Origin of the sequence: Microbacterium sp. UFMG61 (assembly GCF_015354505.1) — a bacterium.
Classification (GTDB): Bacteria; Actinomycetota; Actinomycetes; order Actinomycetales; family Microbacteriaceae; genus Microbacterium.
The window spans coordinates 1-22,127 of sequence record NZ_JACAFP010000020.1 but is presented as its reverse complement, the minus strand read 5'-3'; the positions used below and the strand labels follow the sequence as shown (position 1 = coordinate 22,127).

Here is a 22,127-nt window from a genome sequence, read left to right as displayed (position 1 = left end):
CCCGCCATGGTCACAGAGATCGGCGGTTCGGCACGGGAGTTATCCACAGCGAGACCTCTCGTCGGGCGTTCTCGCGGGGCCGCGAGAGAATGGGGACATGTCCGATGCGTTCACGTCTGCCCAGCGCTTTCTCGCTCCTTCGCAGGTCGCCGAGTTGCTGTGCATCGACGTCGATGAGGTCGTCGAGCTCGTCTGCGCGGGGCGTCTGCGCGGTTCGAAGCTCGGATCACCCGCGCGGTGGCGGGTGGAGGCGTCGAGTCTCGGCGAGTACCTCGCAGAGCAGTCGGAGGAGTCGCGACGAATGGCGCTGTGGCGTCAGGCCGACGAGGCGAGCTTCCCGGAGGTCTGGGGTACCTCGCACGCTCACGGCATCTGAGTGACCATGGTCTGGACCGAGGCCACTCCTGCGAACGGCAGCAGCCTGAAACCCTGAACCGCGCCTGCGAGCCTCGCGGTTCCGGGATCGTGGAGAGCCAGATCGAGATGATCGGCACCCGCCCGGTCTACTGTCCCGTGCAGATCGGCTCCGTCGACACCGATGATCCTGACCGGTGTGCGGCGCCGCGCGAAGTCCCGGAGGAGAAAGCCCAGGGTCATACGCTCTCGCAGTGACGGAGCCGGAGTGTCGCTCTCCTCGAGACTCGCGAGGAGCAGTCCGTGGTCGATGCTCAGCCCCATGATGGCGTGCAGGGGGATGATGCGCACCGCGCGCGACGATTCGCCGTCCGTCATGGTGACAGACACCCAGTCGGCGCCCAAGGACTGCAGACGGGTGCGGATTCGATGACCTGGAAGGTCCAACGTCGCCGGTGCTGAATCGGCGCAGAGCGATCGGAGGCGAGTGCGCAGCTCCAGGCGTGAGATGCGCAGACGCTCGGATTCCGCATCGAGCGCCGCGCGCTCGCTCTCCCACTCGGCAGCCAGCTGGCCCTCGAGGTTCTCGAACAGTCGATCCCAGTGCACCCGCTCACCGTAGGCCACACCACCCACCGGTGTACGAGTTATCCACATTCGTCGTCCGAACCCCGGATTCCGCTCTGCGCCGGGTGCTCTACTGGGCGCTGTCCACCCCGATCGAGAGTGCCGCCGATGACGCTTCATGAGTATTTCGCACCACAGCCGACGCCCCGAGCCGAGCTGCCGGATCCGCTTCCACTGCTGCGAAGTCTCACTCATGGCGTGCTCGAGGTGCTCGCGGGGGTACGAGAAGTCGACCAGCTCGCTCGGTGGTTCAGCGAAGATGCGTACCGCAGTCTTGTGACGAGAGCGAACCTGTCGGCCAGGGCGCGCAGTGCGAGGGGGGTCTCGCCTGCGCGCCCGACTTTCGCCATCCTCTCGACGCGGGTCACGGAGCCCGTCGACGGGAAGATCGAAGCCGTGGTCGTCGTCGCCGGTCCCGGACGGACCCGCGCCGTCGCCATCCGTCTCGAGGGTCTCGACCGTCGCTGGCGGACCACGTCACTGGCGATCCTCTGAGCGGAGTCGCTCTAGGCTGGAGGGGTGTCAACCCTCAGTGATCTCGCCCACGCCCAGGGCCTGTTGGCCGACAACGACGTCGAGTGGCTTCATCGGCTCGCCGGCGACGGCCAGCTTCTCGCCGACCTCTCCTCCGCCGATATCGTCGTCTGGGTCCAGACCGAGGACGGCTCCTTCGTCGCGGTCGCCCATGCCCGCCCGAGCGGCGCAGCCACTCTCTTCTACCGCGACATCGTCGGTGAGAGAGTGCGTCCGCAGTGGCGGACACAGGTCCAGGGAGCGTTCGATTCCGCCGAGATCGTCGATTCGTCCTCGCCGGACTGGTTCGAGGAGACACCGACGCGTGTGCGGGCAGTCCCGATCGTCAATGCGCGTCCGAGTGGCCAGTCGCCGTCGGTGATCGGCGTCGTGACGCGCCACACCAACCTCGGCGAGGCGCGCACGCCATCGCGCCAGCAGATCACATTCGACGAGTGCGCGAACGATCTGTTCCGGATGATCGCGGACGGGAGCTTCCCCGACCTTGCCGCCCCGACGTCGCCACGGCGAGGCGCGCCTCGTGCCTCCGACGGGCTGATCCGCATCGACGTCGACGGGATCACGACCTTCGCCAGCCCCAACGCACTGTCCGCCTTCAACCGGATGGGGTTCGATGACGAGCTCGAGGGCGAATCGCTCGCGGAGGTCACGACCCGCCTCGTGCCCCCGTCTCGCCAGGTCGACGAATCGTTGCCGGTCGTCGTCACGGGCCGAGCGCCGTGGCGCACTGACATCGAGGCACGCGGAGTGACGGTGTCGCTGCGGGCGATCCCGCTGAAAGACCACGGAACGCGCATCGGTGCGATTCTGCTGTGCCGGGACGTGTCGGAACTGCGCCATCAGGAGCAGGAGCTCATCACCAAGGACGCGACGATCCGGGAGATCCATCACCGCGTCAAGAACAATCTCCAGACCGTGGCGTCACTGCTGCGCATCCAGGCGAGACGCACGCACTCCGATGAAGCGCGCGATGCACTCACTCAGGCGATGCGACGGGTCGACTCGATCGCCGTCGTGCATGACACACTCGCGCAGGGACTGACTCAGAAGGTCGATTTCGACGAGGTCTTCCACCGAGTCCTGAAGCTGGTGGCCGAGGTGGCTTCGGCCCCGAACACGCGTGCACGGACCCAGTCGACCGGTCGCTTCGGGGTGCTGCCGAGCGAGTATGCGACGCCGCTGGCACTCGCGCTGACCGAGGTGGTCACGAACGCGGTCGAGCACGGTCTCGCCGGACAGGAGGGCATCGTCACGATCGACGCCGCCCGCACCGAGGAGAACCTGCGCGTCACCGTCCGCGATACCGGACACGGTCTGCCCGAGGGGCGGATCGGCCAGGGACTCGGTACGCAGATCATCCGTACGCTGATCCAGGGCGAGCTGAGCGGTTCGATCGAGTGGCACGGCAGCGAGGGCGAAGGCACGGAGGTCGTCATCGACATCCCGCTGCGCTGGCTCACCACGTAACCAGCGCCGACATACGAAGAAGCGGCCCGAGACACTGTCTCGGGCCGCTTCTCGTCTGTTCAGGAGGCGCGTCGTGCGCGTGCCGCGCGCCGCTTGAGGGCACGTCGCTCGTCTTCGGAGAGACCGCCCCACACGCCCGAGTCCTGGCTGGTCTCGAGGGCGTACTGCAGGCAGATCTCGGTCACCGTGCAGGTGGCGCAGACGGTCTTCGCCTTCTCGATCTGGTCGACTGCCGGACCGGTGTTCCCGACGGGGAAGAACAGTTCGGGGTCGACAGTCAAGCAGGCGGCCTTGTCGCGCCAATCCATGGGGGCTCCTCGGTGTGGATTTCAAGAGATGTCGCTTCGCGACGTACTCGGATTTCGGGTGCAGATCGGGTTCAGCTACCCTGTATGAGATACGGACGGATGCCCGCATTTGTGATGCAGGCACGAAGCCCGCCCCACGCCGCTGTGGGAGCACATGACGCTGTCTATTCTGTTACATGAAACCGGCGAAATCAAGGGTTTCGATCGTTCTCATTCGATTCTCAGGAGACATCGTGCGTTCACCAGGCCTCGCGCTCGCGGCAGCGGCGGTCCTCGCTGCGGAAGGCGCGGCGCTCGTCGTGTTCGCTCTGATCGAGCTCGTCGGCCTCGGTGCCGGTGACGCTGCCTCGCTGCCGACGGCGCTGGCGCTCATCGTGCTGACCCTGATCGGTGCGGCGGCGCTCGTGGCGTTCGCGATCGGGACGAGGCGAGGACACTCCTGGGCACGGTCCGGTGGAGTGGTCTTCCAGGTACTGGCGGTGGCGCTGGCGCTGGCCTCGTTGACGCTGCAGCCGGTCCCGTGGCTGTTCACCGTCGCGGTCGGAGTTCCTGCCGTCGCCTGCTTCGGGCTCCTGATCGCCAGCACGCGCGCCGAGAACGAGCGCGCCGCCGACTGACTCGCCGCCGACACAGCGGCAAGCCGGTGTCGTCAGGAGTCGATGCCGAGCTGCTTGCGCAGGCGCGCGACGTGACCGGTCGCCTTGACGTTGTACTGGGCGAGGTCGATCGTGCCGTCTTCGTCGAGCACGAAGGTCGAGCGCAGCACGCCCTCGACGACCTTGCCGTAGTTCATCTTCTCGCCCCAGGCACCGTAGGCCACGTGCACGGCGTGGTCAGGATCGCTGAGGAGCGTGAAGGTGAGTCCGTCGCGGTCGCGGAACTCGGCGAGCTTAGCGGGCTCGTCGCGGGAGACGCCGATGACTCGATAGCCGGCGCCCTGAAGCGACGAGATGCTGTCGCGGAAGTCGCAGGCCTGAGTCGTGCATCCCGGGGTCATGGCCGCGGGGTAGAAGTACAGCACGGTCTTCTGGCCACGCAGGTCGGACAGGCGCACGGTCGCACCGTCCTGGTCGAGCAGAGCGAAGTCAGGGGCAGCGGTTCCGGGTTCCAGGCGCACAGTCACGGCTCCAGCCTATCGGCCGGGCGACTGCTCGGCCTTGTCGGCGAAGGTCTGCAGCAGTCTCTGCAGCGAGTCCAGACGCGCGAGTCCTGTCTCGCTCAGTTCGCCGCGCTCGGCGGCCTCGATCAGGGCGCAGTCGGGCGCATCGTGCAGGTGGGTGCATCCGCGCGGACACTCCTCCGCGATCTCGGCGAGCTCGGTGAAGGCGGCGAGGATGTTGTCGGGCTGCACGTGGCCGAGTCCGAAGGAGCGCACACCGGGGGTGTCGATCACCCATCCTGCGCCTTCCGGGCCTTCGCAGCGCAGCGAGACTGTGGAGGAGGAGGTGTGTCGGCCGCGTCCCGTCACCTGGTTCACGTGACCTGTCGCACGGAGCGCGCTCGGTACGAGCGCATTCACGAGCGTCGACTTGCCCACACCCGAATGACCGACGAACACGGTCGAGTGTCCGACGAGTGCGGCGCCGATCTCGTCGACCGGCATCTCTTCCTGCGCGCTGGTGAAGACGCGCAGATCGAGTCCGTCGAAGTGCGCGAGGAATTCGCTCGGGTCGGCGAGGTCGGTCTTGGTGACCACGAGGAGAGGACGGATGCCTGCGTCCAGCGCGGCGACGAGGTAGCGGTCGACCAACCGTGCGCGCGGCTCGGGATCGGCGGCGGCGACCACGACCAGCATCTGATCGGCGTTCGCGACGATGACGCGCTCGACCTGATCGGTGTCGTCGGCGCTGCGACGCAGAAGCGAGGTGCGCTCGACGATGCCGACGATGCGACTCAGTGTGCCCTCGTCGCCGGTGGTGTCTCCGACGACGCGCGCACGATCACCCGTGACGATCGGGGTTCGGCGCAGTTCACGGGCGCGTACCGCTGTGATCGCATGCTCGTCGGGGGTGTCCTCATCGAGCAGCACCGAGTAGCGACCACGATCGACACCGAGCACCCGCCCGATCTGCGCATCCTCATGTGCGGGACGCCGTTTGGTCCGCGGCCGGTTGGCCTTGGGGTTGGGGCGTGTGCGGAAGCTGCTCTCGTCGTACGCCTCGAAGTCGTCGTCGAGATCGTCGGAGTCGTCGAGCCAGCTCACGCGGATTCGCCTCGCAGCATGCGTTCCCACAGCAGCGTGAATTCCGGGAGGGTCTTCGCCGTGGTGCCGATGTCGTCGATCTCGACGCCGGGGACGCGGAGGCCGATCAGGGCGCCGGTGGTGGCCATGCGGTGATCGTGACACGCCGCCCAGGAGCCGCCGTGAAGCGGGCGTGGGATGATGCGCAGCCCGTCGGTGAGCTCCTCGGCCTCGCCGCCGAGAGCGCGGATGTCGGCGATGAGCGCGGCGATGCGGTCGGTCTCATGGAGCCGGATGTGTCCGATCCCTCGGATCGTGGTCGGACCGGAGGCGAATGCCGCCAGCCCGACGAGCGTCGGCGTCAGCTCGCTCGCGGCGGACAGGTCGAGGTCGAGTCCGCGGATCTCGGTTCCGGCCTTCACAGTGAGAGTTCCGCTGTGGCGTCCGACATGAGCGCCCATCGCCTGCAGGATCTCGGGCAGAAGCGCGCCAGGCTGCGTCGAGTGCACCGGCCAGCCGGGAATCGACACCGCGCCGCCGGTGACCAGCGCGGCGGCGAGGAACGGCGCGGCATTCGAGAGATCCGGCTCGATGTGGATCTCTTTCGCCCGGGGTACCCCGGCTTCGACGAGCCATTCTCCGGTCGCAGGACGCTCGATGCGGATACCCCGTCGGCTCAGGGCCTCGATCGTCATGTCGATGTGCGGGAGACTCGGCAGGCGCTCTCCGGTATGCACGAGGTGGAGGCCCACATCGAACCGGGGTGCGGCGAGGAGCAGTCCCGAGACGAACTGGCTGGACGCGGATGCATCGATCTCGATGCGGCCGCCGCGGATCCGCCCGTGGCCTCGGATGGTGAAGGGCAGCGCCCAGGTCCCTTCGTCGTCGATGTCGACGCCGAGGTCGCGCAGCGCGCTGATCAGTCCGCCCATCGGTCGGTGCAGTGCGGTCTCGTGCGCCGTCAGATGCACGTCGTGCAGCGCCAGGCCTGCCAGCGGCGCGATGAACCTCATCACCGTCCCGGCCTGACCGCAGTCGACCGTGGTGCCCCCCTCGAGTCGGGCGGGCGTGACCACGAGGTCAGGGCCGAACTCGCCGTCGCCGTCGACCTCCTCGATGCCCACCCCGAGTGCGCGCAGCGCATCGACCATCCGACGGGAGTCGTCGGAGTGCAGAGGCGCGATCAGCCGCCCCGGACCGTCGGCGATCGCGGCGATGATGAGCTCACGATTCGTGAGCGACTTCGACCCCGGAATCGTCACCGTGGCGCGCACGGCATCGGAGGTCGTCGGCGCCACGTAGGCGCCCTGGACAGGGGAGGGGGAATACCTGTTGGCGCTCATCGGTTCCCACCTTAGTAAACGCGAGTAGCCGCCTGACCGAATGGAGCGGACTCGCCGAGGAGGAGAGAGCATGCTCGCCACGCTGGAACGCGAGTTCACAGACGTCGTCGGCCTAGACTGGCCGGTGATGGATGACACCGTAACCGCAGACACGGTCAGCGACCCTCGACGCGAATTCGAGGAGCAGGCGATCCCGTTCATGGATCAGCTGTATGCCGCCGCGATGCGCATGACCCGAAACCCCTCCGACGCCGCGGATCTCGTTCAGGAGACCTTCGTGAAGGCGTACGGCTCGTGGTCGAGCTTCGCGCAGGGCACGAATCTCAAGGCGTGGCTCTACCGCATCCTCACGAACACGTACATCAACATCTATCGCAAGAAGCAGCGAGAGCCCTTCCAGGGAACGATCGACGAGCTCGAGGACTGGCAGCTGGGCGGAGCGGAATCCACGACCGCGTCGCACGGGCGTTCCGCCGAGGCCGAGGCGATCGACCACATGCCTGCGTCGGTCGTGAAGGACGCGCTTCAGGCCGTGCCCGAGGACTTCCGTCTCGCCGTCTACCTCGCCGATGTCGAGGGGTTCGCGTATCAGGAGATCGCGGACATCATGAAGACACCCATCGGCACCGTGATGAGTCGTCTGCATCGAGGCAGGCGCATGCTGCGGGAGCTGTTGGCCGACTACGCCGCGGAGCGGGGAATCTCCGCGGCCGACCCGAGGAGCAGGAAATGACCGACTGCGGCTGCGACAAGGCCCGCAAGGATCTCGAGGAGTACCTCCGCAACGAGGTCTGCAACACAGAGCACACCGAGATCCGTGAGCATCTCGAGAACTGCCCGTCCTGCAGGGATGAGGCCCTCGTCGCGACGACCCTCACCGAGGTCGTTGCGCGTGCGTGCAAGGAGACCGCTCCCGAAGAGCTGCGCGATCAGGTGTTCGCGCGTCTTCGCGAGGTCCAGGCAGCTCAGCACTGAGGAGTCGGAGCCGCCCCGTAGGGTGGTGGCATGACGGCCTTCGACTTTCTCGACGTTCCCGCTGACCCCGCGTCCGCCGCGAGGCTCGCAGCGGAGTCCCTGAGCTACCGCGTCCTCGACACATCGGACTCGGCTGCCTCTGAGAACTTCCACCGTGCCACGGCGCGAGGTTTCCTCGGCGGTGATCCGTCCGAGGACGAACTGCGGTTCGGACGCCGGACGCTCGAGGCTCGGCGGAACATCGGTGTGTACGACGAGTCGGCGGGAGTGGATTCCCGCCCGGTGGCGACCATCGACTCCTGGGTGACGCCCGTCGTGATTCCGGGCGGCGAATCACTTCCGATGTGGGCGATCAGCGGCGTCACGGTGTCTGCGACCCACCGGCGGCGGGGTATCGCCCGAGCCCTCCTCGAGGGAGAGTTGCGCGCAGCCGCATCCGCGGGCGTGCCCATCGCGGGGCTCACGGTCTCGGAAGCGACGATCTACGGGCGGTACGGCTTCGGCTCCGCATTGCCGGTCGCTCGCTACTCCGTCGACACGCGCCGCGCCGGATGGGCGGGTCCTGCGCATCGCGGTTCGTTCGAGTACGTCGAACGTGAGAGCCTGGCTGCCGAACTCGGGTCCGTGCACGACCGGGCGCGCCGTGTGCGCCCCGGGCAGATCCCCGGGTGGGAGTCACGGTGGGAGGGCATGGCCGGGCTCTCTCCGAGCGACACCGACCGCGACAAGGTGCGGGGAGTCCGGTACCGCGATTCCTCCGGCGCAGTACGCGGCGTGATCGTGTTCGTCCTGAGTGAGAGGAGCGGGTCGTTCCGGTTCTCTCTGCAGGTCCGTCTGCTCGTGGCGGAGACGTCCGAGGCCACCGCCGCCCTGTGGCAGTTCGCTGTGCAGCACGATCTCGTCGATGAGGTGACGGCCGATCTGCGGCCGCTCGACGACCCGCTGCCCTGGCTCGTTCGTGATCCCCGCGGCGTGACCCAGACCGTGCACGACCACGGCTGGCTCCGGGTGCTCGACGTGCCCATAGCGCTCGGCGAGCGACACTATTCGGCGCCCGTGGATACGGTGCTCCGAGTCCGGGATGCGCTGGGGTTCGCAGCCGGCGACTGGCGACTCGTCGTCGATGATGAGGGTCGCGCGTCGGTGTCGGCCTCTGCGGGCCGGCCCGCCGATGCAGAGCTCGACGTGTCGGCGCTCTCCGTTCTGTACGCCGGAGGAGTGCGCGCGGCGACGCTCCACGCCGCAGGCCGCATCGACGCGTCTGCGGAGACCGTCGAGGCTCTCGACCGTGCCTTCGTCTCGTTCCCGACGCCGTCGCTCGACATCTGGTACTGAGCCTCGGCCGCGTGCGCAGTCAGCAGCGCACACGCAGAAGAGGGCGCCTCGATCACCGAGGCGCCCTCTTCTGCGTGTGGCCGGATCAGCCGATCGTCAGGGCGTCGCGGAGCAGCTTCGCCTGCTCTGCGGCGTGCACCTTCGACGAGCCGGTCGCGGGCGATGCGGACGCAGGACGGGAGACCGGACGGAAGCTGCGGTCACCCGGCACGTCGGCGAAGGCGAGAGCCAGGAAGGGCCACGCACCCTGGTTCTCCGGCTCTTCCTGAACCCAGACCAGCTCGGCGTTCGGGTACGAGTCGGTGATCGCCTTCAGCGCGTCGATCGGAGTCGGGTACAGCTGCTCGAGCCGGACGAGCGCGACCTCCGGGTTCGGGTTCTTCTCGAGTTCGGCGCGCAGGTCCCAGTGGACCTTGCCCGAGTGCACGAGCACTCGCTTGACGGCAGCGCGGTCGAGGTCGCGGCTGTCGTCGATCACGGGCTCGAAGCGTCCCTGTGTGAATGCCTCGACAGGACTCGTCGCGCCGCGCAGACGCAGCATCGCCTTCGGCGTGAAGACGATCAGCGGCTTGCGCGGACGCGCGTATGCCTGACGGCGCAGCAGGTGGAAATAGGATGCGGGCGTCGAGGGACGCGCGACGATCATATTCTCCTGCGCGCACATCTGGAGGAACCGCTCGATGCGCGACGAGGAGTGATCCGGTCCCTGGCCCTCGTACCCGTGCGGGAGGAGCAGGGTGACGCTCGACTGCTGTCCCCACTTCTGCTCGGCCGCGGAGATGTACTCGTCGATGACCGACTGGGCGCCGTTGACGAAGTCGCCGAACTGCGCCTCCCAGAGCACCAGGGCTTCGGGAGCCTCGACCGAGTAGCCGTACTCGAACCCGAGGGCGGCGTACTCGCTCAGGAGCGAGTCGTACACGAAGAAGCGACCCTGCGACTCGGAGAGGTTCGACAGCGGCAGCCACTCCTGGCCGTTCGCGCGATCATGCAGGGTGGCGTGACGCTGCACGAAGGTGCCGCGTCGCGAGTCCTGACCGGCGAGACGCACGGGCGTTCCCTCGACCAGGAGCGAGCCGAAGGCGAGAAGCTCTCCGAAGCCCCAGTCGATGTTGCCGTTGCGGCTCATGTCGAGACGCTTCTCGAGCTGCTGCTGCAGCTTGGGGTGCACGGTGAAGCCCTCGGGCTTGTTCACGAAGGCGTCGCCGATGAGCTGGATGACCTCGTTCGACACACCGGTGATCTCGGGAGCGCCGACCTGCTCGTCGACAGGAGGAAGCTCCTGCGCGATCGGTGTCGCACCCGTCTCGGCGGCGTGCGTCTCTGCGAACGCGATCTCCAGTCGGTTCTGGAAGTCGGCTTTGGCCTCGTCGTATTCCTCTTCGGTGATGTCGCCGCGACCGACGAGCGACTCGGTGTAGAGCTTGCGCACCGAGCGCTTGGCCTGGATCAGGTCGGTCATCAGCGGCTGCGTCATCGACGGGTCGTCGCCCTCGTTGTGGCCACGGCGGCGGTAGCAGACGAGGTCGATGACGACATCGCGGTGGAACCGCTCGCGGTACTCGAACGCGAGCTGTGCCACGTGGATCACGGCTTCGGGGTCGTCGCCGTTCACGTGGAAGACCGGCGCCTGGATCGTCTTCGCGACGTCGGTCGAGTAGACCGAGGTGCGCGAGTCGTTCGGGAGGGTCGTGAACCCGACCTGGTTGTTCACGACGACGTGGATCGTGCCGCCGGTGCGGTAGCCGCGGAGCTGCGACATCTGCAGCGTCTCGACGACCACACCCTGACCCGCGAATGCGGCGTCTCCGTGGACGAGGATCGGGAGCCAGGTGAAGGTCCCGATCGGCTTGCGGTCCTGCTTGGCGCGGACGATTCCTTCGAGCACGCCGTCGACCGTCTCGAGGTGGGACGGGTTGGCCGCGAGGTACACCGGCAGCTCCGACTTGTCGTCCGCGATGAACGTGCCCTCGGTGCCGAGGTGGTACTTGACGTCGCCGGAGCCGCGCTGGTTGCCGGGGGTCTGGATGCCCTCGAACTCCTGGAACACCTGACCGTAGGTCTTGCCGGCGATGTTCGTGAGAACGTTCAGACGTCCTCGGTGGGCCATGCCGATCGCGGCACCTTCGAGGCCGGCGGTCGCCGCACCCTGCAGGATCTCGTCCAGCAGTGGGACGAGGGACTCTCCGCCCTCGAGCGAGAAGCGCTTCTGGCCCACGAACTTGGTCTGCAGGAAAGTCTCGAACGCCTCGGCCTCGTTGAGCTTGCGGAGGACTCGGAGCTGCTCGTCGTGGCCGGGCTTCTGGTACTTGACCTCGACCTTCTCCTGGAACCAGCGGCGCTGCTCGGGGTCCTGGATGTGCATGTACTCGATGCCCATCGTGCGGCAGTAGGAGTCACGCAGCACCCCGAGGATGTCGCGGAGCTTGGCGACGCGCCGGCCGCCGAAGCCGCCCGTGACGAATTCTCGGTCGAGATCCCAGAAGGTGAGGCCGTGGCTCTCGATCTCGAGGTCGGGGTGCGACCGCTGCACGTACTCGAGCGGATCGATGTCGGCCATCAGATGACCGCGCACACGGAACGAGTTGATCAGCTCCTGCACGCGGGACTGCTTGTCGACGCGCTCGGCGAGGTCGACGGCGATGTCGGGGTTCCACCGGATGGGGGAGTAAGGGATGCGCAGCGCCGCGAAGATGTCGTCGTAGAAGCCGCGCTGCCCGATGAGCAGCTCGTGGACCTTCTTGAGGAACTCGCCGGAACCGGCGCCCTGGATGACGCGGTGGTCGTAGGTGCTCGTCAGAGTGATCGTCTTGCCGATCGCGAGCTCGTTCAGCGTCCGCTCGCTCGCGCCCTGGAACTCCGCCGGGTACTCGAGGGCGCCGGCGCCGATGATGCAGCCCTGCCCCTTCATGAGGCGGGGCACCGAGTGCACGGTGCCGATTCCGCCCGGGTTGGTGAGCGACACGGTCGTGCCCTGGAAATCGGCGGCGGTGAGCTTGTTGTTGCGTGCCCGCGTGACCAGGTCCTCATAAGCCACGAGGTACTCGCTGAACGACATCGTGTCGGCGCGCTTGATGCTCGGCACCATGAGCGCGCGCGTGCCGTCCGGCTTGGGCAGATCGATCGCGATGCCGAGGTTGACGTGCGCGGGGGCGACGACGGAGGGCTTGCCGTCGATCTCCGCGTAGAAGACGTTCTGGCTGCGGAACTCGTCGAGCGTGCGGATGAGAGCCCACCCGATGAGGTGGGTGAAGCTGATCTTGCCGCCGCGCGTGCGCGCCATGTGGTTGTTGATGACGATGCGGTTGTCGATCATCAGCTTGGCGGGGACGGTGCGAACGCTGGTCGCGGTGGGGACGGTCAGGGACTCGTCCATGTTCGCGGCGAGGGTCTTCTGCAGCCCTCGGAGCGGCGTGATCTTGTCTTCCTCGGCGGCGTCAGCCGCCTCCTTGGCCGTGGGCTTGGGGGCCTGGGCGGGAATCGGTGCGGCGACAGCCGGCTTCGTGGTGGTGCGAGCCACAGGCTGGGCACCGATCACGGGGATGGGAGCCGTCACGGGGTGAGCGTTCTGGTCTGCCGTCGGTGCGGGAGCAGCAGGAGCGGTCGCGCCGGCCGCGGCATCCGACTGGTACTTCTCCAGGATCGGCCACCACTCCTTGTCCACGGAGTCGCGGTTCACCTTGAACTGCTCATAGAGCTCTTCGACGAGCCAGGAATTGGCTCCGAACCCCCCGTCGCCCCCGACGCCGGTCACCTGGTTCGACACGCTCGATCGCCCTCTTTCATCGCTGAATTCCACATGTGCACACCGCGACGCAGGATGCGTTTCGGGTCCGCACACTCTCGATCGACAAGCCTAACGTGTTTCGTCACGCAATCGTCGAAGCGGAGTGCCTTCGAGCAGTCGATCTGAGTAGCGTGGAGCCATGGAGTTCTCCGGTGAGTCGCCCACAGTCGATCTGACCTATTCAGACGTGTTCCTGGTTCCGCGCCGATCGGCCGTGACGAGCCGCCTGCAGGTGGATCTGGCGCCCCAGGACGGCACCCCGGCGACCCTGCCCCTCGTGGCGTCGAACATGAACTCGGTCACCGGCCCCCGACTCGCCGCGGTGCTGGCGCGGCGCGGCGGGCTCGGAGTGCTGCCGCAGGATATGCCGCTGCAGGCTCTCGACGCGGCGATCCGCGATGTCAAGGCCCAACCGGTGCTGTGGGACACCCCGCTGGTGCTGGCGCCGAACGCCACCGTGGCCGACGCCCTGCGACTGCTCCCCGCCGCACCGGGGCACGGCGTGGTGGTCGCGGCAGGACAGGCACCGTATCCGGTGGAGCGGATTCTCGGAGTCCTCCCCGCGACTCGCTTGGCGACGGCGCTGCCCGATGCCCAGCTCGGAGATCTCGTGCATGCGGGGACGCCGTCGCTCGACGCCGAGGACATCGGATCGGAGCGCCACGCGTTCGATGTCATCACGGACGCCGGCGTCGAGATCGTCACGATCGTGCACCACGGCCATCTCGTCGGCACGCTGAGCGCCCGCAGTGCGCTGCGCTCGACTCTCTACCGGCCGGCCGTCGATCGCGACGGCCGACTGGCGGTGGCTGCCGCCGTCGGGATCAACGGCGATGTCGGGGCGAAGGCCCGTGCGCTCGTCTCGGCGGGCGTCGATGTCCTGGTGATCGACACCGCACACGGCCATCAGGAGGGGATGCTCCGGGCGCTGTCCGAGGTCGCCAAATTGAATCCTGGTATTCCGATAGTCGCGGGCAATATCGTGACGTCCGATGGGGTCAGGGACCTCGTCGACGCCGGCGCCACGATCCTCAAGGTCGGAGTCGGCCCCGGCGCCATGTGCACGACCAGGATGATGACCGCGGTCGGCCGGCCGCAGTTCTCCGCCGTCCTCGAGACGGCCGAAGCGGCTCGAGAGGTCGGCGCGCACGTGTGGGCGGACGGCGGCGTCCGCTACCCCCGCGACGTCGCCCTCGCGCTCGCTGCCGGCGCGGCATCCGTCATGGTCGGCTCATGGTTCGCCGGCACCATCGAGGCGCCGGGCGAGTTGCAGACGGACTCCGAGGGACGGACTTTCAAAGAGTCCTGGGGGATGGCATCGACGAAGGCCGTGCAGGCTCGGTTCGGACGCCTCGACGCATACGAGCGTGCTCGCAAGGAGCTCTTCGCCGAAGGGATCTCCTCGTCGAAGATCTACCTCGATCCGCTGCGCCCTGGCCTCGAGGACCTGCTCGACATGATCACCTCGGGTGTGCGCTCGTCGTTCACGTATGCAGGTGCCGCCTCGGTGCCCGATTTCCACGACCGTGCGCTCGTCGGGCTCCAGTCGGCGGCGGGGTACGAGGAGGGGAAGGCGCTGCCGGTCAGCTGGTGACGTTCCAGCCCGCCGGGGCGAGGATCCCGTAGAATCGGGACACTATGGACGACCCTCCCAGTTGCAGTAGATCGCCCCACCGCCCGCCCCTCGTCTCTGAGGGGACACACTGATGGATTACGTCCTGTTGGGCGTGGGGCTCCTTCTCACGATCGGCACCGGTCTCTTCGTGGCGAGCGAGTTCGCTCTGGTCAATCTCGACCGTGCCGACCTCGAGGCCCGTCAGGCACGCGGAGAGTCGCGGCTCGCCATGACGATCGGCGCACTGCGCCACACCTCCACGCATCTCTCCGCCGCACAGCTCGGCATCACGCTGACCACTCTGCTCACCGGCTACACGATGGAGCCGGCGCTCTCCAATCTGCTGCGCCCGACGCTCGTCGCCTGGAACTTCCCCGAAGCCGCCGTCGCCCCCATAGCCACGGTCGTGGCGATGGTCGTCGCGACCGCGCTGTCGATGATCCTGGGCGAACTCGTGCCGAAGAACTTCGCGCTCGCCCTTCCTCTCGCCACGGCCAAGCTGGTCGTGCCCTTCCAGGTCGCGTTCACCACGGTGTTCAAGCCGGCCGTCGTCGTCTTGAACGGCAGCGCGAACGGTGTGCTGCGCAGCATGGGCATCGAGCCGAAGGAGGAGCTCTCCGGCGCCCGGACCGCGGAGGAGCTGTCGTCTCTGGTGCGTCGTTCCGCCAGCGCCGGCGTGCTGGAGGCCGACACGGCGACCCTGCTCGATCGCACCCTCACCTTCTCGCGACTGTCGGCCGCCGACGTCATGACCGCTCGACCGAGCATGCACGCGATCGCCGCAGGCGACTCGGCCGACGACGTGATCCAGCTCGCACGCCGCACGGGGCACAGCCGATTCCCGGTGTACGACGACGACTTCGACGACATCACCGGAGTCGTGCATCTCAAGGCGGCCATCTCGGTGCCGCGCGAGCGTCGCGCGGAGGTGCCGGTCGGCGCGCTGTCGACCGAGCCCCTGCGGGTGCCGGAGACGGCGCACGTCGACAGCCTCATCACCGAACTGCGCGCACGGGGCTACCAGCTCGCCGTGGTGGTCGACGAATACGGCGGGACCGCCGGGCTCGTCACCCTGGAAGACCTCGTGGAAGAGATCGTCGGCGAGGTCGTCGACGAGCACGACCGCATGCGCGCGGGTGTCGTCGTGGGACGCGACGGCGTCACGTTCCCCGGTGAGCTGCGTCCCGACGAACTGCGCAGCCGAGCCGGCGTCGCAGTGCCCGAGGGCGATGTATACGACACCGTCGGCGGATACGTCATGAGTGTCCTCGAGAGGGTTCCGGTCGTGGGTGATGAGGTGCCGCTCGACACGGGCACGCTGCAGGTCGTGCGGATGGACGGACGCCGGGTTGATCGCGTCCGCTACGTGGCGAGTCAGCGCAGTACCGATGAGGGGGTGACCCGATGAACGATTGGGCAGGTATCGCCTGGCTCGTCGTCCTTCTCGTCGCGAACGCGTTCTTCGTGGGCGCCGAGTTCGCCGTCATCTCGGCTCGTCGCTCGCAGATCGAGCCGCGAGCCGAGGAGGGGTCGCGAGCCGCGAAGACCGCGCTGTACGCCATGGAGCATGCGACGCTCATGCTCGCGACGTCTCAGCTCGGCATCACGATCTGCTCCCTCCTGATCCTGAACGTGTCGGAGCCGGCGATCCACCACCTGCTGGCGACGCCACTGCATGCCCTGGGCTGGTCGGACGGGGTCGTCGACGCCGTCTCGTTCGCGATCGCCCTGCTGGTGGTGTCGTTCCTGCACGTGGTGTTCGGCGAGATGGTCCCGAAGAACCTCGCATTCTCGGTTCCCGATCGCGCGGTGCTGCTGCTGGCGCCTCCGCTCGTCTGGGTGTCGAAGGCGTTCATGCCGGTCATCTGGGTCCTGAACGCCGCCGCGAACGGCGTGCTCCGCCTCTTCCGGGTCGAGCCGAAGAACGAGGCGGCCTCGACGTTCACTCTGGACGAGGTCGCGACGATCGTCGATCAGTCACGACGTGAGGGGGTGCTCGCCGACACGGTGGGCGCCGTGGCGGCCGCGGTCGAGTTCACCGACAAGAAGGCGCGTGACGTCGCGGTGCCGCTGAGCGACCTCGTGACGCTGCCGGAATCGACGACACCGGATGACATCGAGAAGGCCGTCGCCCGCTACGGATTCTCGCGCTACGTGATCGTCGATGACGAGCGCGCGCCGGTCGGGTACGTGCACCTCAAGGACATCCTCCGTGCCTCCGACGGCCCGGATGCTGCCGCGAAGCTCTTCGAGCCGCTGCCCTCGAAACGGATCCACCACATGGTGCCCGTGCAGGAGGACACCGACCTCGAGGACGCTCTCGCCGTGATGAGGCGCGCCGGTCGACACCTCGCGAAGGTCCGTGACGCCAACGGCGCGACCACGGCAGTGCTCTTCCTCGAGGACATCCTCGAGGAGCTCGTCGGTGAGGTCCAGGACGCGACCCGCCGCGTGCGCGGACACTGACGACTGACGACTGACAGAGCGAAGCCCTCCTACCCGGTCTGGTCGGAGGGCTTCGCTCTGCGTGTGCGGCGCGCGTCAGTGCCAGTGCGCCCGTTCATACTGCGGTGGCCATGCGACCTCGGCACCGAGTTCGTGTGCGGCCCGCAGCGCGAAGTGCGGATCGCGGAGCCATTCACGTCCCGCGAAGATCGCATCGGCGGATCCCTCGGCGAGCACCTGCTCGGCCTGCTCGGCGGCGGTGATGAGACCGACCGCCGACACCGGGATGCGCCCGCCCTGACGGACGGTCGAGGCGAGGGGAACCTGGTAGCCGGGGAACACGCTGATCTTCTGGTGTGCGACGAGTCCGCCGCTCGAGACGTCGATGAGGTCGGCGCCGCGCTCGGTCGCCCAGCCCCCGACGACCGCGGCCTCCTGCTCGGTGAATCCGCCGTCGGCGTGATCGGTCGCCGAGATGCGCACGAAGACGGGTACGGCATCGCCGGCAGCCGCACGCACCGCGTCGACGACGCGCAGCAGCAGGCGCGCCCTGTTCTCGAGCGACCCGCCGTATTCGTCCTGCCTCAGGTTGGACAGGGGCGAGAGGAACTGGTGCAGCAGATATCCGTGCGCTCCGTGGATCTCGAGCACGTCGAAACCGGCGCCGAGAGCGCGCCGGGCCGACAGGGCGAAGGCCTCGACGACGCGTTCGATCCCGTCGGAATCCAGCTCCTCCGGGGGCGCGAAGCCGTCGAACGCCACGGGCGAGGGCGCTGTCGTCGTCCACCCGCCGTCCGAGGCGGGAACCGAGCCGCGGTTCTCCGCCCACGGCCACCAGGTCGAGGCCTTGCGTCCGGCGTGCGCGAGTTGGATTCCGGCCGCCGCCCCGCGGGCGTGGATCGCATCGACGATCGGCGCCCAGGCGTCCCGCTGCTCGTCGTTCCAGAGTCCGACGTCCCGCGGAGAGATCCGTCCCTCGGGCACGACGGCCGTGGCTTCGGCGACGACCAGGCCGGCCCCGCCGGAGGCGAACTGCGCGAGGTGCGTGTGGTGCCACTCCTGCACGACGCCGTCGACGGCGCTGTACATGCACATGGGGGAGACCCACAGTCGGTTCCTGACGGTGATCGATCGGATGCTCAGAGGGGAGAAGAGGATGCTCACCTCCCCGACGTTACCGCCGCTCCGGAAGAGCGGGGCCGTCCGACTAACGTGGAGTCATGCCCGATGTGCGCGACTGGTCCCGAGACGATGCAGCGCGTTTCGTGCGGGCGCCCGAGGCGTCGGACGACAAGTACTCCCGCGGGGTCGTGGGCCTGTGCACGGGGTCTCCGGCGTATCCGGGGGCCGCTGTGCTCGGGGTCGAGGCCGCGTGGCGCGCCGGAGCCGGGTTCGTGCGCTACATCGGCGCCGGACGCGCGGCGGATGCGGTCATCGCGCGGCGTCCGGAGACCGTCGTCTCACGACACGCCGCCGGTGCCCGGGTCGGTGCATGGGTGATCGGGTCGGGAACCGATGCGCGGGAGCGGACCGAGGCCGAGGAGCGCGAGCTGCGCGCCATTCTGGACGGCGCGGTTCCGGTGGTCGTGGACGCCGGAGCGCTGGACCTCGTTCCCGGGGCGGCGGCGCCGGTGCTGCTGACCCCGCACGCGCGCGAGTTCGAGCGGTTGCGCGACAGGCTCGGTCTGCGCGCCGATTCGGACAGGGTGACCGCGGTGACCGACATGGCCGCGGCACTGGGATCGACCGTGCTGCTCAAGGGGGCGGAGACCCTGATCGCCTCTGCCGACGGCGCCGTCATCCGAGTCGCCGCGGGCACCGGATGGCTGGCGACGGCGGGTACCGGAGACGTACTCGGCGGAGTGCTGGGCGCCGTGCTCGCCGCCAACCCCGAGGCGTCCGTCGTCGAGGCCGCGGCGGCGGGGGCCTGGGTGCACGGACATGCCGCCCGTCTCGCCTCCGGCACCGACGGCGCGGGTGCACGGCCCGGACACCCGATCGTCGCCCTCGACGTCGCCGAGGCGCTGCCGCGAGCCCTTGCGGAACTTCTCACGTGACCGGGCGTTCGAGGCCGCACGTGGTCGCCCTGTGGGTCGCATTCGTCGCTGTGCATGTCGCGGTCGCGGTCGCCGGGTGGGTCTACCCGAGCCAGCCGATGGGCGACGTGGTGCTCGTCTACGAGCCGTGGGCGGCATCGACGGCGACGGGCGGCCCCGTCGTCGGCATCACGCAGACCTGGGTGTATCCGCAGCTCGCCCTCGTTCCCCTGCTCGCCGCGAAGGTGATCTCGCTCCCGCTCGTCGCTTCACTCGGGGTCTCCGCGGCCTATCTGGTCGCGTGGGCGGTGCTGGTCACCGTGCTCGACGCGATCGCCTTCGCTGTGCTTCTCAGGCCTGCATCGCGGCCACGCCGCGCAGCTGCGTGGTTCTGGACCGCCGCGCTGCTCCTGCTGGGACCCATCGCGATGTACCGCATCGACGCGATCGCGGTGCCGCTGGCCGTGGTCGGGGGACTGTGGCTGACCCGTCGCCCCGCCGTCGCGGCCGCTCTGCTCACGATCGGTGCCTGGATCAAGATCTGGCCGGCAGCTCTCGTCCTCGCGGCGGTGGTGGCCTCGCGGCACCGTATGCGCATCGCCCTCACCGCAGCCGCTGTGACGGCGGGCGTCATCGGAGCACTCCTGCTTCTCGGGGCCGACACCGAGATCTTCGGCTTCCTGACAGCGCAGACCGGGCGCGGCCTTCAGATCGAGGCCGTCGCGGCGACGCCGTTCCTCTGGATGGCGCTCGTCGGTGCGGCCCGCATCGAGTACAGCTTCGACATCCTCACCTTCCAGATCGTCGCGCCGGGCGCCGAGGCGGTCGCGGCCGTGCTGACACCGCTCATGGTCGTGCTCGTCGTGGTGGTCACCGCGATCGGCGCGATGAAGACGATGCGAGGAACATCCTTCTCGCGCCTCTTCCCGCCCCTCGCCCTCACTCTCGTGCTCGCGCTGATCGTGATGAACAAGGTCGGTTCTCCACAGTTCCAGTCGTGGGTGATCGCACCGGTGATCCTCTGGTTCGTCGTCGACCGGACGAGGGTCGCGACGTCGGCGGTCATCGCACTCGCCCTGTGCGCGCTGACCTGCCTCGTCTATCCGCTGACCTATGACGCTCTTCTGCGTGCGGATCTCGTCCCCGTCGCGATCCTGACCCTCCGCAACGTCCTGCTCGTGGTCGGACTCGTCGTCGGCATCCGTGCCCTCGTCGCCGTGCCGACTCCCCGCCCCACCCATCCCCAGGAGTGAACCCATGCTGATCGCCTTCTCCGTCGCGCCGAGCGGTACCCCTGCCGACGGCTCCGAGCGTTCCGATGCGTCGGTGCACGACGCCGTCGCCGCCGCCGTCAAGGTCGTGCGCGAGTCCGGGCTGCCGCATCGCACGACGAGCATGTTCACCGAGATCGAGGGGCCCGACTGGGATTCCGTCATGGACGTGGTCAAGCGCGCGACCGAGGCGGTGCTGCCGTTCGGCTCTCGAGTCTCGCTCGTGCTGAAGGCCGACATCCGCCCCGGATACACAGGCGAGCTGGACGCGAAGATCGATCGCCTGGAGTCGGCGATCGAGGAGTCCGACGACCGGTAGAATCGACGAGTGAATCCCTCGACTGAATCGAGGGGTGCGGCGAAGTGGGCGCTCCTCTCCCTCGCCATCGGCAGCTTCGGCATCGGCATGACCGAGTTCGTGATCATGGGCCTGCTGCCCGACATCGCGACCGAGCTGCTCCCCACGCAATGGGCCGCCAGTCCGGAAGACGCCCTGAGTCAGGCCGGCTGGCTGATCTCGCTGTACGCGCTGGGCGTCGTCGTCGGTGCTCCGACGATCGCCGGCTTCGTGGCGCGGTTCCCCCGGCATCGGGTGATGATCGGACTCGCGCTCGCGCTGACGCTGTTCAACGCCCTCACCGTGGTGCTGCCGACCTTCGAGCTGGTCGGTGCATCGCGATTCCTCGCCGGTCTGCCGCATGGCGCCTACTTCGGCATCGGTGCTCTGGTCGCTGCGGACGTGATGGGGCCCGGCAAGCGCGCGAAGGGCGTCGCGTTCATCCTCACCGGACTCACGATCGCCAACGTGGTGGGGGTGCCGTTCGGCACGTTCCTCGGTCAGCAGTTCGGCTGGCGCGCCGCGTTCGCGGTGGTCGCTCTCGTCTTCGCGCTCGCGACGCTGTGCATCGTGTTCTTCGTGCCTGAGCATCCCGGATCGCCCGGTCGGACGATGCGGGAAGAGCTGGGCGTGTTCCGGATTCCGCAGGTGTGGTTCGCGCTCGGAATCGGAGCGATCGGATTCGGCGGCTTCTTCGCGGTCTACAGCTACATCGCGCCGCTCGTCACGGACGTCGCAGGCTCGCCCGAGTGGGCGGTGCCGATCGTCCTCGTGCTGATGGGCCTCGGAATGACCGCAGGCAACATCGTCGGTGGGCACCTCGCCGACATCGATCTGCGCCGTACGCTGCTGATCGGCCTCGCGGTGCTGGCTCTCGTCCTCGCTCTTCTGGGGGCGCTGTCCTTCTGGATCGTCACGCTCAGCATCCTCGTGTTCGTGGTCGGCTTCGTGTCATCGGTGCTCAGCCCCACGATCCAGACGCGGCTGATGGACGTCGCCGGCGACAACCAGTCGATCGCCGCCGCTCTCAACCACTCGGCGCTGAACATCGGCAACAGCCTGGGCGCGTTCCTCGGCGGGGTCGTGATCGCCGCCGGGTGGGGATACACCGCCCCGTCGTGGACCGGCGCGCTTCTCGCGGTCGCCGGTCTGCTGATCGCTCTGGTGTCGTACCGGGTCGACGCGAGACGGACCGCTCTCGCCTCGCTCTAGCTGTACTGACCCAGATCGTTGTTGACGTAGGAGAAGCCTCCGGTGTCGAGTTGGAGCTGTCTAGTTCTGCAGCTCGATCACACGGAGGCTTCTCGTGTCCCACGCTAATGCCCGGCTGACTCCGGCCGGCAGGTTGATCATGGTTCAGCGCATCCAGTCCGGTCGTGCCGTCGCGCATGTGGCGGCGGAGATGGGTATCTCGCGCACGACGGCGTGGCGGTGGTGGCGCAGGTTCCGCGAGTCCGGCCCCGCGGGGCTGGTGGACCGGTCCAGTGTCGCCAGGTCCCATCCTGCGCGGA

Annotated in this window: 22 protein-coding genes; 15 read left to right on the top strand and 7 right to left on the bottom strand. The window is 68.2% G+C overall.

Annotation, left to right across the window (positions count from 1 at the left end; genetic code table 11):
• The first annotated feature begins 97 nt into the window (after positions 1-97).
• Positions 98-376, top strand: a complete 279-nt coding sequence (locus IXW21_RS17270) for a helix-turn-helix domain-containing protein (RefSeq protein WP_194765475.1) — start codon at positions 98-100, stop codon at positions 374-376.
• Here IXW21_RS17270 and IXW21_RS17265 read toward each other — a convergent pair.
• Positions 364-963 carry a hypothetical protein gene (locus tag IXW21_RS17265; RefSeq protein WP_194765474.1) on the bottom strand — a complete coding sequence of 200 codons (600 nt, stop codon included), beginning with the start codon at positions 961-963 and terminating at the stop codon, positions 364-366. The genes IXW21_RS17270 and IXW21_RS17265 overlap by 13 nt on opposite strands.
• 126 nt (positions 964-1,089) lie before the next feature.
• Between IXW21_RS17265 and IXW21_RS17260 the strand changes: the two genes are divergently transcribed.
• Positions 1,090-1,476, top strand: a complete 387-nt coding sequence (locus IXW21_RS17260; RefSeq protein WP_194765473.1) for an Rv3235 family protein — start codon at positions 1,090-1,092, stop codon at positions 1,474-1,476.
• Positions 1,477-1,500: 24 nt separating this feature from the next.
• Positions 1,501-2,982, top strand: a complete 1,482-nt coding sequence (locus IXW21_RS17255) for a sensor histidine kinase (RefSeq protein WP_194765472.1) — start codon at positions 1,501-1,503, stop codon at positions 2,980-2,982.
• Between the two features lie 59 nt (positions 2,983-3,041).
• On the opposite strand, the gene IXW21_RS17250 is transcribed toward IXW21_RS17255, so the two are convergent.
• Entirely contained in the window at positions 3,042-3,290 is a 249-nt protein-coding gene (locus IXW21_RS17250; protein WP_017203224.1) for a WhiB family transcriptional regulator, read from the bottom strand.
• Positions 3,291-3,523: 233 nt separating this feature from the next.
• Here IXW21_RS17250 and IXW21_RS17245 point away from each other — a divergent pair, with 233 nt between their 5' ends.
• Entirely contained in the window at positions 3,524-3,907 is a 384-nt protein-coding gene (locus tag IXW21_RS17245; RefSeq protein WP_194765471.1) for a hypothetical protein, read from the top strand.
• Between the two features lie 32 nt (positions 3,908-3,939).
• Here the strand turns inward: IXW21_RS17245 and bcp are convergent, their stop codons facing one another.
• From bcp to aroA, 3 genes are read right to left on the bottom strand one after another with little or no spacing between them, the layout of a single operon-like run.
• Entirely contained in the window at positions 3,940-4,413 is a 474-nt protein-coding gene (bcp, locus tag IXW21_RS17240; RefSeq protein WP_194765470.1) for a thioredoxin-dependent thiol peroxidase, read from the bottom strand.
• A 9-nt stretch (positions 4,414-4,422) separates the two neighbouring features.
• Complete coding sequence (gene rsgA, locus IXW21_RS17235; RefSeq protein WP_194765469.1) at positions 4,423-5,493, bottom strand: ribosome small subunit-dependent GTPase A; 1,071 nt, start codon at positions 5,491-5,493, stop codon at positions 4,423-4,425.
• Complete coding sequence (gene aroA / locus IXW21_RS17230; protein ID WP_194765468.1) at positions 5,490-6,815, bottom strand: 3-phosphoshikimate 1-carboxyvinyltransferase; 1,326 nt, start codon at positions 6,813-6,815, stop codon at positions 5,490-5,492. The genes rsgA and aroA overlap by 4 nt, the downstream gene beginning before the upstream one ends.
• 70 nt (positions 6,816-6,885) lie before the next feature.
• On the opposite strand from aroA, the gene IXW21_RS17225 reads away from it, so the two are divergent.
• The 3 genes from IXW21_RS17225 to IXW21_RS17215 are packed head-to-tail and all read left to right on the top strand — an operon-like array spanning position 6,886 to position 9,125.
• Complete coding sequence (locus IXW21_RS17225) at positions 6,886-7,548, top strand: sigma-70 family RNA polymerase sigma factor (RefSeq protein ID WP_194765467.1); 663 nt, start codon at positions 6,886-6,888, stop codon at positions 7,546-7,548.
• On the top strand, positions 7,545-7,790 hold the full coding sequence (locus IXW21_RS17220; RefSeq protein WP_042541911.1) for a zf-HC2 domain-containing protein: 246 nt from the start codon (positions 7,545-7,547) through the stop codon (positions 7,788-7,790). The genes IXW21_RS17225 and IXW21_RS17220 overlap by 4 nt, the downstream gene beginning before the upstream one ends.
• A gap of 30 nt (positions 7,791-7,820) precedes the next feature.
• Positions 7,821-9,125: a GNAT family N-acetyltransferase gene (locus tag IXW21_RS17215; RefSeq protein WP_194765466.1), complete on the top strand. Its 1,305-nt coding sequence runs from the start codon at positions 7,821-7,823 to the stop codon at positions 9,123-9,125.
• 85 nt (positions 9,126-9,210) lie between these two features.
• Here IXW21_RS17215 and IXW21_RS17210 read toward each other — a convergent pair whose 3' ends face one another.
• Positions 9,211-12,891: a multifunctional oxoglutarate decarboxylase/oxoglutarate dehydrogenase thiamine pyrophosphate-binding subunit/dihydrolipoyllysine-residue succinyltransferase subunit gene (locus tag IXW21_RS17210; protein ID WP_194765465.1), complete on the bottom strand. Its 3,681-nt coding sequence runs from the start codon at positions 12,889-12,891 to the stop codon at positions 9,211-9,213.
• Between the two features lie 160 nt (positions 12,892-13,051).
• Between IXW21_RS17210 and IXW21_RS17205 the strand changes: the two genes are divergently transcribed.
• The 3 genes from IXW21_RS17205 to IXW21_RS17195 all read left to right on the top strand — a co-directional run bounded on the left by IXW21_RS17205 (position 13,052) and on the right by IXW21_RS17195 (position 16,993).
• Complete coding sequence (locus IXW21_RS17205; RefSeq protein WP_194765464.1) at positions 13,052-14,506, top strand: GuaB1 family IMP dehydrogenase-related protein; 1,455 nt, start codon at positions 13,052-13,054, stop codon at positions 14,504-14,506.
• Between the two features lie 112 nt (positions 14,507-14,618).
• Positions 14,619-15,935 (top strand): hemolysin family protein, encoded by a 1,317-nt coding sequence (locus tag IXW21_RS17200; RefSeq protein WP_194765463.1) that lies wholly within the window; start codon positions 14,619-14,621, stop codon positions 15,933-15,935.
• The gene (locus tag IXW21_RS17195; RefSeq protein ID WP_194765462.1) at positions 15,932-16,993 is read left to right on the top strand and encodes a hemolysin family protein; all 1,062 of its coding nucleotides are present in this window, start codon (positions 15,932-15,934) and stop codon (positions 16,991-16,993) included. The genes IXW21_RS17200 and IXW21_RS17195 overlap by 4 nt, the downstream gene beginning before the upstream one ends.
• A gap of 75 nt (positions 16,994-17,068) precedes the next feature.
• Here the strand turns inward: IXW21_RS17195 and IXW21_RS17190 are convergent, their stop codons facing one another.
• Positions 17,069-18,136, bottom strand: a complete 1,068-nt coding sequence (locus tag IXW21_RS17190; RefSeq protein ID WP_194765461.1) for an NADH:flavin oxidoreductase/NADH oxidase — start codon at positions 18,134-18,136, stop codon at positions 17,069-17,071.
• Positions 18,137-18,192: 56 nt separating this feature from the next.
• Between IXW21_RS17190 and IXW21_RS17185 the strand changes: the two genes are divergently transcribed.
• The 5 genes from IXW21_RS17185 to IXW21_RS17165 all read left to right on the top strand — a co-directional run.
• Positions 18,193-19,029, top strand: coding sequence for an NAD(P)H-hydrate dehydratase (locus tag IXW21_RS17185; RefSeq protein WP_194765460.1), 837 nt, complete (start codon positions 18,193-18,195; stop codon positions 19,027-19,029).
• Positions 19,026-20,261, top strand: a complete 1,236-nt coding sequence (locus IXW21_RS17180; protein WP_323742299.1) for a hypothetical protein — start codon at positions 19,026-19,028, stop codon at positions 20,259-20,261. Before IXW21_RS17185 ends, IXW21_RS17180 begins: the two co-directional genes overlap by 4 nt.
• A gap of 4 nt (positions 20,262-20,265) precedes the next feature.
• Positions 20,266-20,598, top strand: coding sequence for a thiamine-binding protein (locus tag IXW21_RS17175; RefSeq protein ID WP_194765459.1), 333 nt, complete (start codon positions 20,266-20,268; stop codon positions 20,596-20,598).
• A 9-nt stretch (positions 20,599-20,607) separates the two neighbouring features.
• Positions 20,608-21,828, top strand: coding sequence for an MFS transporter (locus tag IXW21_RS17170; protein ID WP_194765458.1), 1,221 nt, complete (start codon positions 20,608-20,610; stop codon positions 21,826-21,828).
• A 94-nt stretch (positions 21,829-21,922) separates the two neighbouring features.
• Positions 21,923-22,127, top strand: a 205-nt coding sequence (locus IXW21_RS17165; protein ID WP_194764836.1) for a helix-turn-helix domain-containing protein, incomplete at its 3' end; no start/stop codon positions are given.